Origin of the sequence: Streptomyces sp. NPDC059201, assembly GCF_042754585.1 — a bacterium.
Lineage (GTDB): Bacteria > Actinomycetota > Actinomycetes > Streptomycetales > Streptomycetaceae > Streptomyces.
In genome coordinates this window covers 26,703-41,236 of record NZ_JBHZBB010000012.1, presented here as the reverse complement: position 1 = coordinate 41,236, position 14,534 = coordinate 26,703, and the positions used below count along the sequence as shown (strand labels likewise).

The window sequence follows — 14,534 nt, the reverse complement described above, 5'->3', positions numbered from 1 at the left end:
CCCGTAGGCACGGTTGCCAGCGATTAACGCTCCTGGGCGCGCTGACGCCGCTTCGCCGACGCGATCGCCCGCGCGGTCTCGCGCGTGTCCTGCTGCTCGCGGAGCGTCTGCCGCTTGTCGTACTCCTTCTTGCCCTTGGCGAGCGCGATCTCGCACTTCACCCGGCCGCCCAGGAAGTACAGCGCCAGGGGCACGATCGTGTGACCGGTCTCCGACGACTTCTGCTCCAGCTTGTCGATCTCCGCGCGGTGCAGCAGCAGCTTCCGCTTCCGCTTCGCCGAGTGGTTGGTCCAGCTGCCCTGCATGTACTCGGGCACGTGGATGTTGTACAGCCACGCCTCGTGGCCCTCGATCTGGACGAAGCCGTCCACCAGCGAGGCCCGCCCCATCCGGAGCGACTTCACCTCCGTCCCCATGAGCGCCACGCCCGCCTCGTACGTGTCGAGGATCAGGTAGTCGTGGCGCGCCTTCTTGTTCTGCGCGACCATCTTGCGCTCGGGCCCCTTGTCCTGGGCCTTCTTCGCAGGCTTGCCCTGCACGTTGACGAGTCCCTTAGCCATAGTGCGGTCATTTTCGCACTACGAGCCCCCTCCGAGGCCACTCAATACCGTGCGGGCCCGCTCCTCCGCCCCGTCCGCGGCCGGCAGGTCGGGCGCGATGCCCCGCCCGTCGACCTCGTGCCCGGCGGGCGTGCGGTAGTGGCCCACGGTCAGCTCGGCCACCGAACCGTCCGGGAGGGTGCTCGGCATCTGCACCGACCCCTTGCCGAAGGTCTTCGAGCCGACGGTGACCGCCCGGCCCCGGTCCTGGAGCGCGCCGGTCAGCAGCTCGGCCGCGCTCATGGTGCCGCCGTCGATCAGCGCGACCAGGGGCCTGGCGGTGTCGCCGCCCCGCTCCGCGTACAGGGCCCGCTGCTCGCCCTCGACGTCGTACGTGGCGACGAGCCCGCCGTCGAGGAAGGCGGAGGCGGCGGCCGCCGCCTCGTCGACCAGACCGCCGGAGTTCCCGCGCAGGTCGAGCAGGACCCCCGCGCCGGCCGGGGCGGTGCGGACCGCCTCCCGCACCCGGGCGCCGACGCCCTTGCTGAAGGCGGCGACCCGGATGACGACGGTCCGCGCGTCGGGGCGGCTGACGGTGACGGGGTCGGTCTCGACCCGCTCCCGGCGCAGGGTCTGGGTCCAGGTCATGCCCGCCCGCCGGACCCGGAGGGCCACGGTGGAGCCGGCCACGCCGTCGCCGCGCAGCAGGGAGACGACCTCGGAGACGGACTGGCCCTCGGTGGCGCGCCCGTCGACCGCGAGCAGCTGGTCGCCGACGCGTACCCCGGCCCGCTCGGCGGGTCCGCCGGTCCGCACCCGGGTGACCCGGACGGCGCCGCCCCCGGAGGACGTACCGCCCCGCTCCCCCGCCTCGGTCCCGGCGGAGAGCCCGACGCCGGTGTAGGCGCCGTCCAGGGACCGCTCGAACTCGGCGTACTCCCGCTGGTCGTAGACCGCGCCCCAGCGGTCGCCGCTGCGGCTCACGAACTCCTCGGCGGCCTGCTTGCCCGACTTGCCGTCGGCGACGGCCTCCTCGGCGACCCGGTGGAGGGCGGCCCGGTCGAAGGCCGCGGCGCGGTCGGCGGCGTCGGTACGGGGCTCCCGCCCGGCGCCGTCCTCCCGGGGCAGCGCGCCGGTCGCGGCGGCGGTGGCGAGGACCCCGGCGAAGACCAACGTGAGAACGGCCCCGCGGACGACACCGCGGGGCCGGAGACAGAGGGGCGCGGGGCCGGCCGGCATGGCGCCCACTCTAGGACAAGGCGGCGGCGCCACCGAGGCTTTGGCCTCAGCACGCCATCCGCCGTCAGGGGTCTCTTCTCACACCTTCAGGTACTTGCGCAGCGCGATGAACGCGGCCACGGAGGGCATCAGCAGGCCGATGACGATCACCAGCGGCAGCTGCGCGAAGACCACGTCCCAGCCGATGAAGTCGACCAGCGGCATCTGCTCGGCGAGGTTCAGGCCGTGGTCGACGAGGAAGTACCGGCCGGCCAGGAGCAGCACACAGGCGAAGGCGCCGCCGATGAGGCCGGAGAACGCGGCCTCCATGATGAACGGCATCTGGATGTAGAAGCTGGAGGCGCCGACCAGCCGCATGATGCCGGTCTCGCGGCGGCGGCTGAAGGCCGAGACGCGGACCGTGTTGATGATCAGCATGAGCGCGATGACCAGCATGAGCAACATCAGCGCGACGGCCGCGTAGTTGACGCTCCGCATCATGTTGAAGAGCGTCTCCAGGATGGAGCGCTGGTCCTGGACGGACTCGATGCCGTCCCGGCCGGCGAAGGCGGTGGCGACCACCTGGTACTTCTCCGGGTCCTTCAGCTTGACCCGGATCGACTCCTGCATCTGGTCCGGGGTGATGACGGAGGCGATGGCGGTGTCGCCGTACTGCTCCTTGTAGTGCTTGAAGGCTTCCTCGGCCGTCTCGTGGATGACGTTCTCCACGATGTCCATCTTCTTCAGATCCACCTGGATCTGCTCGCGCTGCTGCTTGGTGACGGCGCCCTTGGCGCACTTCGGCGAGCCCGCGGCGTCCGTCTTGTTGCAGAGGAAGATGGAGACGTTGACCTTGTCGTACCAGTAGTCCTTCATCGACTTGACCTGCTCCTGCATGAGCAGGGCACCGCCGAAGAGGGCCAGCGACAGGGCCACGGAGACGATGACCGCGAAGGTCATCGTCAGGTTGCGCCGGAGGCCGACGCCGATCTCGGAGAGCACGAACTGAGCGCGCATGGTGTTCTGGTTCCCCCGCCGTCAGTGCTGGTAGCCGTAGACGCCGCGCGCCTGGTCGCGGACGAGGCGGCCCTTCTCCAGCTCGATGACGCGCTTGCGCATCTGGTCGACGATGTTCTGGTCGTGGGTCGCCATGACGACGGTGGTCCCTGTCCTGTTGATGCGGTCCAGCAGCTTCATGATGCCGACGGAGGTCTGCGGGTCGAGGTTGCCGGTGGGCTCGTCGGCGATCAGCAGCATCGGGCGGTTGACGAACGCGCGGGCGATGGCCACGCGCTGCTGCTCACCACCGGACAGCTCGCCCGGCATGCGGTCCTCCTTGCCGCCGAGGCCGACCAGGTCGAGCACCTGGGGCACGGCCTTGCGGATCTCGCCGCGCGGCTTGCCGATGACCTCCTGGGCGAAGGCCACGTTCTGCGCGACCGTCTTGTTCGGCAGCAGGCGGAAGTCCTGGAAGACGGTGCCGAGCTGGCGCCGCATGTGCGGGACCTTCCAGTTGGACAGCCGGGCGAGGTCCTTGCCGAGGACGTGCACCTGCCCTTGGCTGGCGCGCTCCTCACGCAGGAGCAGCCGGAGGAAGGTCGACTTTCCGGAGCCGGACGAACCGACGAGGAAGACGAACTCCCCCTTCTCGATCTCCAGGGAGACATCCCGGAGCGCGGGGCGGTTCTGCTTCGGATAGGACTTGGAGACGTTGTCGAATCGGATCACGAATGCACCACGGTCGGCCGGGAGTAGGTGTGCGTGACCTTACGCGAACCGGCGAGCCCCGCGCAGTCGCGGTCCGGGCTTGCGTGCTTTATCCTTTTTGGCCCTCGGGAGCGCGAAAGAGGCCCGGCGGAGGGGTTTGCGGCCGGGGCGCGCCGGAACCCCGCGAAGCTGGCACAGTGGTAGAGGGAACGTCCGGATCGTGCCGGGCGTTGTCCTGGTGTGAGTCCCGTGCGGGAGGAGGAGAGCGTATGACCTACGACCGACTGGTGTGCGCCAGCTGCGCGGCCCCGGTCGCCGAGGGCCGCTGTCCCGTCTGCCGGGCCAGCCGCCAGCGCCTGGAGCCGCAGGGACTGTCCCCCGCGATGGTACTGACCCTGGTGATCGCCCTGGTGGCGACGCTGGCCCTGCTGGCGGCGGTCCGCACGGTCTGATCCGTACACGAGCCGGCACGCGGTATGACGAAATGACGAAGGGCCGGGGAGGAAGCCTCCCCGGCCCTTCGGCGTGCTTACCGCGTCGATCAGGCGGCGGCGGCGCCGCGCCCGCCCGCGACCAGGCGCGGCAGGAAGCGGAAGCCGATGCCACCGGCGATCATGGTGGCGGCGCCGATGATCAGGAACGAGGTCTCGGCCGCACCGGTCTCGGCGAGCTCCTCCTTGGCCTCACCCTGCTGGACCGGCTGCGAGCCGGCCTGCTGGGTGTCGGTGTTGTTGTTCGAGCCGGTCGACCCGTTGGAGCCGGTCGAGCCGTCCGCGACGCACTCGACGCCGTCGAGCTCGACGGTGCAGGTGCCGGAGCCACCATCGGCGGAGGAACCACCGTCGGTCGAGCCGCCGTCGGTCGAGCCGCCGTCGGTCGAACCACCGTCGGTCGAACCACCGTCGGTCGAGCCGCCGGACGTGCTGGTGGAGCCGGAGTCCGAGCCGGAGCCGTTGCCGGAGCCGCTGTCGTTGCCGCCGTTGCCGGAGCCGCTGTCGGAGCCGTTGCCGCCGTTGCCGTTGCCGCCGTTGCCGGACCCGCCGTTGCCGTTGCCGCCGTTACCGGCGTCGGCACCGCCGTCAGCCGCGCCACCGTCAGCGCCGCCGTCGGCCGCGCCACCGTCGGCACCGCCGTCAGCCGCACCGCCGTCAGCGCCACCATCGGCCGCGCCACCGTCAGCACCGCCGTCAGCCGCGCCACCATCGGCGCCACCGTCAGCCGCACCACCGTCGGCGCCACCATCGGCCGCGCCACCGTCGGCGCCACCATCGGCCGCACCGCCGTCGGCACCACCGTCGGCCGCGCCACCATCGGCACCACCGTCAGCCGCACCGCCGTCAGCGCCACCGTCGGCCGCGCCACCGTCAGCGCCGCCGTCAGCCGCGCCACCATCGGCACCGCCGTCGGCCGCACCGCCGTCAGCGCCACCATCGGCACCACCGTCAGCCGCACCACCATCGGCACCGCCATCGGCCGCACCGCCGTCGGCCGCACCGCCGTCGCCACCATCGGCGCCACCGTCGGTCGAAGCGCCGCCGTCCTCGTTGCAGCCCAGCGGGTCGATCTCGCAGGGGTCGTCGTCGCCCTGCCCGCCCTGGATGCTGATCTCCACCTCAGGGGCGTTGTTCCCGCCGACGGCCTGCGCGGCGCCGGCCGCGGTCAGGGACGCACCGGCGATGATCACGGCACCGGCCGCGACTCGCGCCAGGCGGACTCGCGTCTTGTTGGTCATCTGGTTGCTACCCCCAGTAGCTTCATCTCGTCATGGGGCAGCGCCAGGGGCCTCGGGCACGGGAAGCGTCATGGTTACTGGACCTGCCCCCGTTTCACACGCGCCCCAGATATGCGCATGCCATTCAGCCACCCTTCCGAGTTTCCGAAGCAGCGTCAAGGCCGTTGCGCGTGCGATGCCCGAAAGATCACCTGTTGCACGACATGTGACGATGCAACTGTGACGTAAACGCGGAACTGCGGGTCACACGGCGGCAGTTCCCTTGTCGACAAAGCACCTCACTCACCCGCGCAACGCTTGCACCGGCGAACGCGCCGGGCCCCGCACCGAGAGGTGCGGGGCCCGGAACGAACGCTGCGGGGCGGTTACTTCGCCTGCTCCTGCTGCTTGCGCCAGCGGATGCCGGCCTCCAGGAAGCCGTCGATCTCGCCGTCCAGGACGGACTGCGGGTTGCCGACCTCGAACTCCGTACGCAGGTCCTTGACCATCTGGTACGGGTGCAGGACGTACGAGCGCATCTGGTTGCCCCAGGAGCTGCCGCTGTCCTTGAGGGCGTCCATCTTGGCCCGCTCCTCCTGGCGCTGACGCTCCAGGAGCTTGGCCTGGAGGACGTTCATGGCGCTCGCCTTGTTCTGGATCTGGGAGCGCTCGTTCTGGCAGGAGACCACGATGCCGGTCGGGATGTGCGTGATGCGCACGGCCGAGTCGGTCGTGTTGACGCCCTGGCCGCCGGGGCCCGAGGCGCGGTAGACGTCGACGCGCAGGTCGGACTCGTCGATCTCGACGTGGTCGGAGGACTCGACGACGGGGAGGATCTCGACGCCCGCGAAGGAGGTCTGGCGGCGGCCCTGGTTGTCGAAGGGCGAGATGCGCACCAGGCGGTGGGTGCCCTGCTCGACGGAGAGGGTGCCGTAGGCGTAGGGGGCCTTGACGACGAAGGTGGTCGACTTGATGCCGGCCTCTTCCGCGTACGAGGTCTCGTAGATCTCGGTCGAGTAGCCGTGCCGCTCGGCCCAGCGCAGGTACATGCGCTGGAGGCGCTCGGCGAAGTCGGAGGCGTCGACGCCACCGGCCTCGGCGCGGATGTTGACCAGCGCCTCGCGCTCGTCGTACTCGCCGGAGAGGAGGGTACGGACCTCCATCTCGTCGAGCGCCTTGCGGACGGAGGTGAGCTCCGCCTCGACCTCGACGCGGGTGTCCGCGTCGTCCATCTCCTCGGCGAGGTCGAAGAGGACCCCGAGGTCGTCGATGCGGCCGCGCAGTGCCTCGGCCTTGCGGACCTCGGCCTGGAGGTGCGAAAGCTTGCTCGTGATCTTCTGCGCCGCCTCCGGGTCGTCCCAGAGGGACGGGGCCGCGGCCTGCTCTTCGAGCACGGCGATGTCGGCCCTCAGCTTGTCGAGGTCCAGGACGGCCTCGATCGACCCCATGGTCGAGGAGAGGGACTTCAGCTCTTCGGATACATCGACGACTGCCACGCGTCCAGCGTAACGGCTCCGGGGCGGGAGCCGAACCTATGGCCGCCCGCCCTGTGGACAACCGGCCCTACGGCCGCGCCGGCTGCGAGGAGGGACGGGAGTCCTGCGGCGGCGTTCCGCCGTCCCCGGCGAGGGCCAGATAGCCGCCGGCGCCGAGCGCGCCCGCCGCCACGGCGGCGGCGATGCCGAGGACGATCCGGCGCTTGCGGACGGCCCCGGCCTTGTTGCGGGCCGAGCCGGGCCGCCTGGCCCCGGCCGGGCGCGGGGCCCTGGCGGTGCCGTGCGGGCCGCCGGACAGCTCCTCGGGGCCCGGCACGCGCATGGAGGTGTGGGTGTCGCGGTGGGAGTCGGCGGAGGCGCCGGGCACCAGCGGGACGGCCGCGCGGCGGCGGCCGGTGTCGGTCGGGGCGCCGGTCGAGGGGGCGTACGCGGGATCCTCGTACGGCTCCGGGGGCGTGGGCTCCGTGTCGGGCTCGTCCACGTCCAGCGGCGGGATGCCCTTGAGCAGCGGCAGGACGTCGGCGAGGCGGGCGGCCAGCTCCGAGGCGCGCAGCCGGGAGGCGGGCGCCTTGGCCAGGCACTGGACGAGCAGCTGCCACAGCTCCTCGGGGATGCCGGGGAGCGGGACGACGGTCTCGGTGACGTGCCGGCGCAGGACGGCGCCGGGGTGGCCGCCGCCGAACGGGGTGAAGCCGGCCAGCAGCTCGTACAGGACGGTCGCGAGGGCGTAGATGTCGACGGCGGCGCGGGGGGGCAGGCCCTCGACGATCTCGGGGGCGAGGTAGTCGGGGGTGCCGATGATCCGGGTGGCCTTGGTGCGGCCGGGGGTGTCGATGAGTTTGGCGACGCCGAAGTCGGTGAGGAGGGCGGGGTGGGCACCGCCGGGGCCGAGGGGGCCCTCCATGTCGAGGAGGATGTTCTCCGGCTTCACGTCCCGGTGGACGACGCCGGCCGCGTGGGCGGCGGCCAGGCCCTCGGCGACGTCGCGGATGATCGCGACGGCGGCCTCGGGGGCGAGGCGGCGCTCGCGGTCGAGGCGGGTGCGCAGGTCGGTGCCGCGGACCAGGTCCATGACGAGGGCGAGGTCGTTGCCGTCGACGACGAGGTCGCGGACCTTGACCACGCGCGGGTGGTCCAGCCCGAGCAGGGCGGTCCGCTCCTGCACGAAGCGGCCGACGAGCTCCTGGTCGGAGGCCAGGTCCTCGCGCAGCAGTTTGACGGCGACGGGCCCTTCGGGTCCCTCGCCGAGCCACACCGTTCCGGCGCTGCCCCGCCCGAGGATCTGGTGGGTGGTGTAGCGGCTGCCGATGTTCCGTGCCAAGACTGCTCCCTCAGCGGCTGCGGTTCGCGTCAAAGTTACGCGTCCCGGGCCGCCGGACGTCACTTCCGGAGCGAAATCACCCCCCGGAAGTCGATAAGTCGGCAGTACGGCCGCCCTCCGGCGGCCGTACTGCCCTGTGTCGCTGCTCTCCGGGAGCCCGGCGACTACTGGCCGGTGCCGCCCGATCCGCTGGATCCGGTGGCGTCCCCGATGGTGGAGATCCAGTCGCTGACGGTGCCGATGCCGTCGCCGATGGCCTCCCAGTAGCCCTTGCCCTGGGCGATCCAGTCCTGGAGCGGGGTGAGCTCCCAGACGAGCCAGCCGGCCACCACGAAGAGGACGATCATGACCAGGCAGCCCTTGAGGCAGCCGAGGCCGGGGATCCGCACCGGGTTGGCGCTGCGCCGGCGCGGCTCGCGCGGGGCGGGCGGCTGCGGCTGCGGCTGCTGGGGCTGCTGCGGGGGCGCGTACTGCTGCTGCGGCGGCGGCGCGTACTGCTGCGGGGCCGGCTGCTGCGGCTGCTGCTGGTACTGCTGCGGGTGCGGCGCGGGCCGCTGGGGTGCCGGGCGCTGCTGCTGGTACGGCGGCTGCTGCGGCTGCTGCTGGTAGGGCTGCTGCTGGTACTGCTGCTGCGGGTGGCCCTGCTGGTACGGCGGGGCCTGCGGCGGCTGCTGGGGCCGGCGCGCGGGGCGGCGGCGCAGCGGGTCCTCGCTGGGGTCCAGGTACTGGACCTGGGTCTGCTCGTTGCGATCCCGGGCCGCGCGGAGCTGGTTCTGCCAGGGGTGCGGGTCCTCCCCCGGCGGGTTCGGCGGCACGGCGGGCATGACGGCGGTCGGGCCCGCCGCGCCGGCGGGGCCGCTCGTCGGCAGGACCGAGGTCGGGTCGGCGGCGCCGGCCGGTCCGCCGGTGGGCAGGACGCTGGTGGCGGCGGCCGGGTCGAAAGCGGCACCGGCTCCGGCGGGCAGCACCTGCGTGGGGTCGGCGGCGCCGGGGGTCCCGGGGACCTGCGCCGGGTCGGGGTCGGGCGCGAGGAGGGCGCCGACGCCCTCGGCGGCCTCGATCTGGGCGGGCGATGCGTGGACGCCGATGCCGGCGGCGACCGTGCGCAGACCGCGCGCCAGGTTGACCGCGCTGGGGCGCAGGTCCGGGTTCTTGCTGAGGCAGCGCTCGATGACCGTCCACAGCGGCGCGGGCACCGTGGAGGGGCGGCGGGGCTCCTCACTGAGGTGCATGTGGAGGACTTCGAGGGCGGTGCCGCCGGCGAACGGCGGACGGCCGGTGACCAGCTCGTACAGGAGGATGCCGGCGCCGTAGATGTCGACGGCGGAGGTCTGCGGGCGGCCCTCGGCGGACTCCGGCGCCACGTACGCGGGCGTGCCGACGAACTCGTGGGTGCGGGTGAGGCCCGGGGAGTCGGCCAGCCGGGCGATGCCGAAGTCGGTCAGCATCGGGTGCATGGCGCCGTCCCGCTCGGCCAGCAGCACGTTGGCCGGCTTGAGGTCGCGGTGGACGACGCCGTCGGCGTGGCTGGCGGCGAGCGCGTCGGCGATCTGCGCGGTGAGCAGAGCGGCGGCGACCGGGGTCAGCGGGCCGCTCTCGCGGAGGTAGCGGTGCAGGTCGGGGCCCTCGACGAGGTCCATGACCAGGGCCAGGACGTCACCCTCGACGACCAGGTCGCGGGTGCGCACGATGTTCGGGTGCGTGAGCCGCAGGAGCACGGACCGCTCGCGCAGGAAGCGCATCACGATGTCCGCGTCGTTGGCCAGCTCCTCCTTGAGGACCTTGATCGCCACGGTCTCGCCGGGCTGGCCGGCCACGGCCGCCTCGGCGCCCGCCGTCTCCCGCTGGCGGGCTCGCCAGACGGTGCCCGTGGCGCCGCGGCCGAGCGGCTCCTCGAGCAGGTACTTGCTGCCGATTGGCCGCACGTCACGCGCTCCCTGCTGATCGTGGTCCTGGGTGGCCGGTCCCGCTCGGGTGTCGAGCCGGGGCCCCGGAGGTCCCTCTTGTTCTCTGTTGTGACCCGTCCGGGTGTCCGACCCACTGTAGTGCCGCCGAACGAGTCACAGCCCGTCGTCCACAGGCGGATTTCCGCTGGCACGTTCGAACCGCCGGGGCGCCGGAAGGCTGTCCGCCTCCGTCCGTGATCACTGACGGAATCCCACCCGGATTCCGACCGAACTTGTCCGGAAGAAGACGCTCCCCCGGCCGGGATGGTTGCCGCACCGGCCCCGCGGCCGTGGCCGACCTGGCGTTTTCGCGTCATACGCGGCGACCGCCGGTGACCGTTCATGATCACTTCGGGGTGACCCGGCGGCGGGCTGTCGGCGGCAGGTGCGAGGATGCCTCCAGCACGTCGCATCGGTGGGGTCGGGAGCCCCCGCGCCGTGCCGACCTGTACCGGGCGACGCGTCCGTGCCGGGTGGGGGGTGACACGGGGCGGTCCCCTGCCGGGCATGTCGCGCAGAAGGGACCGCTGACGGCGATGCAGATCCGGCTGACCGTCCTCGCGCCGCACGCCGGCCACGGCGCCGGGCGCGCCTGCGACGTGCTCGTCACCGCCCCCGCGGGCACCGCGCTGTCCGCCGTGGCCTCGAACCTCGCCGCCGCCGTGACCGGCCCCGACACCGCCGGCACCGGCACGCCCGTGCTGTACGCGGGCGCGGAGCGGCTGGACGCCCGCCGCTGCGTGCTGGGCGAGCCGCCGCTGGTCGACGGCGCGGTCCTCTCGCTCCAGACCCCCGACCCGGACGACCTGGCCGGCGCCGCCGCCACCGCCTCCTCCGCCGCCCGGCTGCACGTCGTCGCCGGTCCGGACGCGGGCGGGGTGCACCTGCTGCACGGCGGGCCGATCAGGATCGGCCGCTCCGTCGAGGCGGACGTGCCCCTGGACGACCCCGACGTCTCCCGCGCCCACTGCACGGTGACCGTCACCGAAGGCGGCCGCGTCACCGTCGCCGACCTCGGCTCGACCAACGGCACGACACTCGACGGCGCCCCCGTAGGCGACCGCCCGGTCCGCCTCCGCCCCGGCGCACTCCTCCGCCTGGGCGAGTCCACCCTCCGCCTCACAGGCCCCGAAGAAGCCCCGGCGGACTCCGCCACCCTCCCCACCGCCCCCGACGGCGAGGGCCACCTCCGCGTCCCCCTGCCGGCCGCGACGACCTTCACGGACGCGGGCGCGAACGTGGACGCGGCCGGCGGTGGGCTGCCGCCGGTGGACGGCTCCACGGGCGCGTGGGGGGCTCAGGGCGGTGCCGCGGGCGCGTGGACGGCGCAGGGTGGTGCTGCGGGCGCGTGGACGGGCCAGGGCGGCTCGGCCGGCGCGTGGACGACGCAGGACGGTTCTGCGGGGGCGTGGACGACGCAGGGCGATCCCGCAGGCTCGTGGACCGGGCCCGGCGGGACCACGGGCCGCGAGGGCGCCCCGGGTTGGGGGAGTTCCCCGGGTCGGGAGGGCTCTCCGGGTCGGGAGGGCTCTCCGGGTCGGGAGGGCTCTCCGGGTCGCGAGGGCGCTACGGGCCGCGAGGGCGCGGGCCGGGAGAGCGACCCGGGTTGGGGAAGTTCCCCGGGTTGGGAGGGCTCTCAGGGTCGGGAGGGCGCTACGGGCCGCGAGGGCGCGGGCCGGGAGAGCGCCCCGGGTTGGGGAAGTTCCCCGGGTTGGGAGGGCTCTCAGGGTCGGGAGGGCGCTACGGGCCGCGAGCACGCGGGCCGGGCGGGCACCCCGGGCCGCGAGGGCCTCACGGGCCGGGAAAGCGGCCCGGGTGCGCCCGCGTGGGGCGGGCGGGGGGCCGAGACGCACGGTGGTGCGCAGGGGGTGCCGTTCGCCGACGCGTGGCCGGACGCCGGGCACGCGCGCGCACGGGAGGGCGAGGGCGGTGACGGGGGCGAGGCGCACAGCCGTGTCCGTACGGCCTCCGACGGCACCGACCCGACCACGCGCAGGACCGGTAGGCGCGGGCTCGGGGCCTGGGCCCGGCGGCTCGCGGGCGGACGCGAGGCGGACCCGGCGCCGGGTGCGCGGCCGTCGCCCGCCACCCCCGAGGCACCCTGGTCGGAGGCGCCGGGCGAGACCGCCGCGCCCGACACCTGGCCGGACCCGGCGGCCGTCCTGCTCACCGCGCTCGGCCCCGGCCCCCGGCTGTGGGAGCGGCCCGCGGGCCACCCCGAGGCACTGGTGGTGCGGCTCGGCACCGCCGACCGCGCCGAGCTGTCCGGCGTACCGGTCACCGTCGGACTGCGCGAGGCGGGCTCCCTGGGCCTGGCGGGGCCGCCGGACCGACTGGCGGGCCTGGCCCGGTCCGTGGTGGCCCAGCTGGCCGCGCTGCACTCCCCCGCCGACCTGGAGATCGTGCTCGTCAGCGCCGACCGCAACCGCTCCCTGGAGGAGCGGCGGCGCGCCTGGGGCTGGCTGGGCTGGCTCCCGCACGTGCGGCCCGCGCACGGCCAGGACTGCCGGCTGCTCCTCGCGTACGACCGCGAGCAGGCGCAGGCCCGTACGGCCGAACTGACCCGGCGGCTGGACGACGGGCCGCTCGGGCCCGGCTGGGCCAGCGCGGACCGGGCCGCGGTCGTGGAGGCGGCCGCGCGGTACGCGGGCCCGGCGACGGTCGTCGTCGTGGACGGCGACCCCGGCACGGCGGCGCTGCGCGAGACGGTGGCGCGGCTCGCGGGGGCGGGCGCGGCGGCCGGCATCCATCTGATCTGCCTGGCCGAGGCGCCGTCCGCCTCCCCCGCCTCGCCGGTGGCCGCCACCTACGAGGCGGCCTGCGCGGCCTCCCTCGCCTTCCGCGAGTGCGGGGCGGCGGCTCTGCTCAGCGGTGACGTGGCCACGGCGCTGCGGCTGCTGCGGACGTCCGGCGGGCGGGTCGCGGGCCACGGCACGGTCGGTGTCGTGGACGCGGTCTCCGTCGCCTGGGCGGAGCGCTTCGGGCGGGCGCTGGCCCCGCTGCGTACGGACTCGGCGTCGGCCGCGCCCGGACGGGCCGCCGCGCTGCCGCAGGCGGCCCGGCTCCTGGACGAACTGGGCCTCGCGCGGGCCACGCCCGCGTCGCTGATGGCCCGCTGGGCGTCGGCCGGGGAGGGCACGGCCGTCCTCGGCGCGGGCCCGCGCGGCCCGCTCTCCGTCGACCTCACCGCGGAGGGCCCCCACCTGCTGATCGAGGGCCCGGCGGGCAGCGGCCGCACGGAGCTGCTGCGCGCCGTCGCCGCCTCCCTCGCGGCCGGCGGCCGCCCCGACCGGCTCGGGCTGCTCCTGGTGGACGGCGCGGGCGGCGAGCGCGGCGAGGGCCTCGCGGCCTGTACGGAGCTGCCGCACGTCACCGAGCACCTGGTGGCGTCGGACCCGGTGCGGATGCGGGAGTTCGCCCAGGCGCTGGGCGCGGAGCTGAAGCGCCGCGCGGAGCTGCTGGGCGACGCGGACTTCGGCGACCGCCGGAACCCCCGCGCGGTGATCGGCCAACGAACCCCGAGCGCCACGGAGTCGGTCCCCCAAGGCGTCCGCGCGACCCTCCGCCTCCCCGACACGTCGGACCTCGGCGACCGCCCGAGCGGCCGCACCCTCCGCACGGGCGCGGGCGCGGTGGGCGACACCCCGCCAGGCGCCCGAACCCCCTACCAGACCGCGGACGAACTCCCCTCCACCCCCAGCGACCGCCTGACCACCCGCACCCACAGCGGCCGCACCCTCCACACCGACGAACCCCCCACCCGCACGCCCTACCCCGGCACGGAAGACGTCACCGGCACCTCCAGCAACCGCACCCCGTACCCGGGCACGGGCGACCTCCGAGGCACCCCGAGCGGCCGAACGGCGTACCCGGGCGCGGCAGACCTGGGCGAACGCCCCTCCGGCAGGACGCTGCGCACGGACGACGGCCACGCCAACGCGCGCGTGCCCAGGCCCGGGACCGAGGAGGACCACCTCCCGAGACCGGCGGCCACCACCGGCCGACTGCCGCTGCCGCGGCTCATCGTGCTCGTGGACGACTTCGACGCCCTGGTGGCACCCGCCCTGGGCGCACCGGGCCGACCGGCGGCCGGATCCGTCGTACGCGCCCTGGAGGCGGTCGCACGGCACGGAGAACGACTCGGCGTCCACCTGATCGCGACCTCCGCCCGCCCCGACCGAACCGCCGACACGGACCTGGCACACGGCGCCCGCCTCCGCGTGGTCCTGGACGCCCCGCCAAGCACACCCGGCCCGGACGTACCGTCCCCCGGCCGCGGCCGGCTGGGACACCCCGACGGCCGCGTGACCCCCTTCCAGGCAGGCCGCGTCACAGGCCGAATCCCCCGCACGGCAACCCTCCGCCCGACCGTCGTCCCCCTGGAATGGGACCGCATGGGCGACCCCCCGACCCGCCGCCCGGTCCGAGAACTAGGCAACGGCCCCACAGACCTGGCCCTACTGGCCAGCGCCCTAGACCGAGCCGCCCGCTCAGTAGACGCCCCCCCAATCCCCCCACTCACCCACGCCTGACCCCAAGCCGCCGCAGGCAACGGGCCTGCCTGATCGGCGCCACGGGCGGCGCCACGGGCGGCAC

General features: G+C 74.4%; 10 protein-coding genes. 2 read left to right on the top strand and 8 right to left on the bottom strand.

Annotated elements, in window-relative coordinates; translation table 11 throughout:
• Nucleotides 1-23: 23 nt before the first annotated feature.
• From smpB to ftsE, 4 genes are all read right to left on the bottom strand, one after another.
• On the bottom strand, nt 24-560 hold the full coding sequence (gene smpB, locus ACFXMG_RS31435) for an SsrA-binding protein SmpB (protein WP_383829912.1): 537 nt from the start codon (nt 558-560) through the stop codon (nt 24-26).
• Between the two features lie 18 nt (nt 561-578).
• Entirely contained in the window at nt 579-1,778 is a 1,200-nt protein-coding gene (locus ACFXMG_RS31430; protein ID WP_383829915.1) for a S41 family peptidase, read from the bottom strand.
• A 78-nt stretch (nt 1,779-1,856) separates the two neighbouring features.
• Nucleotides 1,857-2,774, bottom strand: coding sequence for a permease-like cell division protein FtsX (gene ftsX / locus ACFXMG_RS31425; RefSeq protein WP_383829919.1), 918 nt, complete (start codon nt 2,772-2,774; stop codon nt 1,857-1,859).
• A gap of 21 nt (nt 2,775-2,795) precedes the next feature.
• The gene (ftsE, locus tag ACFXMG_RS31420; RefSeq protein ID WP_053648390.1) at nt 2,796-3,485 is read right to left on the bottom strand and encodes a cell division ATP-binding protein FtsE; all 690 of its coding nucleotides are present in this window, start codon (nt 3,483-3,485) and stop codon (nt 2,796-2,798) included.
• Between the two features lie 248 nt (nt 3,486-3,733).
• On the opposite strand from ftsE, the gene ACFXMG_RS31415 reads away from it, so the two are divergent.
• On the top strand, nt 3,734-3,916 hold the full coding sequence (locus tag ACFXMG_RS31415; RefSeq protein ID WP_043227494.1) for a hypothetical protein: 183 nt from the start codon (nt 3,734-3,736) through the stop codon (nt 3,914-3,916).
• Nucleotides 3,917-4,005: 89 nt separating this feature from the next.
• On the opposite strand, the gene ACFXMG_RS31410 is transcribed toward ACFXMG_RS31415, so the two are convergent.
• The 4 genes from ACFXMG_RS31410 to ACFXMG_RS31395 all read right to left on the bottom strand — a co-directional run bounded on the left by ACFXMG_RS31410 (nt 4,006) and on the right by ACFXMG_RS31395 (nt 9,917).
• Nucleotides 4,006-5,196, bottom strand: coding sequence for an LPXTG cell wall anchor domain-containing protein (locus ACFXMG_RS31410; RefSeq protein WP_384120002.1), 1,191 nt, complete (start codon nt 5,194-5,196; stop codon nt 4,006-4,008).
• A gap of 365 nt (nt 5,197-5,561) precedes the next feature.
• Nucleotides 5,562-6,671 (bottom strand): peptide chain release factor 2, encoded by a 1,110-nt coding sequence (gene prfB / locus ACFXMG_RS31405; protein ID WP_383828317.1) that lies wholly within the window; start codon nt 6,669-6,671, stop codon nt 5,562-5,564.
• Between the two features lie 67 nt (nt 6,672-6,738).
• On the bottom strand, nt 6,739-7,992 hold the full coding sequence (locus tag ACFXMG_RS31400; RefSeq protein ID WP_383828315.1) for a serine/threonine-protein kinase: 1,254 nt from the start codon (nt 7,990-7,992) through the stop codon (nt 6,739-6,741).
• Nucleotides 7,993-8,156: 164 nt separating this feature from the next.
• A complete protein-coding gene (locus tag ACFXMG_RS31395) occupies nt 8,157-9,917 on the bottom strand; it encodes a serine/threonine-protein kinase (RefSeq protein WP_383828313.1) in 1,761 nt (586 codons plus the stop codon).
• 557 nt (nt 9,918-10,474) lie between these two features.
• Between ACFXMG_RS31395 and ACFXMG_RS31390 the strand changes: the two genes are divergently transcribed.
• Complete coding sequence (locus tag ACFXMG_RS31390) at nt 10,475-14,470, top strand: FHA domain-containing protein (protein ID WP_383828311.1); 3,996 nt, start codon at nt 10,475-10,477, stop codon at nt 14,468-14,470.
• Nucleotides 14,471-14,534: the final 64 nt, after the last annotated feature.

Bases quoted from the DNA above. Each gene is read 5' to 3' on its own strand.
- ftsX (WP_383829919.1), bottom strand. From the start codon at position 2,774: ATGCGCGCTCAGTTCGTGCTCTCCGAGATCGGCGTCGGCCTCCGGCGC.
- ACFXMG_RS31390 (WP_383828311.1), top strand. From the start codon at position 10,475: ATGCAGATCCGGCTGACCGTCCTCGCGCCGCACGCCGGCCACGGCGCC.
- ACFXMG_RS31415 (WP_043227494.1), top strand. From the start codon at position 3,734: ATGACCTACGACCGACTGGTGTGCGCCAGCTGCGCGGCCCCGGTCGCC.
- ACFXMG_RS31430 (WP_383829915.1), bottom strand. From the start codon at position 1,778: ATGCCGGCCGGCCCCGCGCCCCTCTGTCTCCGGCCCCGCGGTGTCGTC.
- smpB (WP_383829912.1), bottom strand. From the start codon at position 560: ATGGCTAAGGGACTCGTCAACGTGCAGGGCAAGCCTGCGAAGAAGGCC.
- ACFXMG_RS31410 (WP_384120002.1), bottom strand. From the start codon at position 5,196: ATGACCAACAAGACGCGAGTCCGCCTGGCGCGAGTCGCGGCCGGTGCC.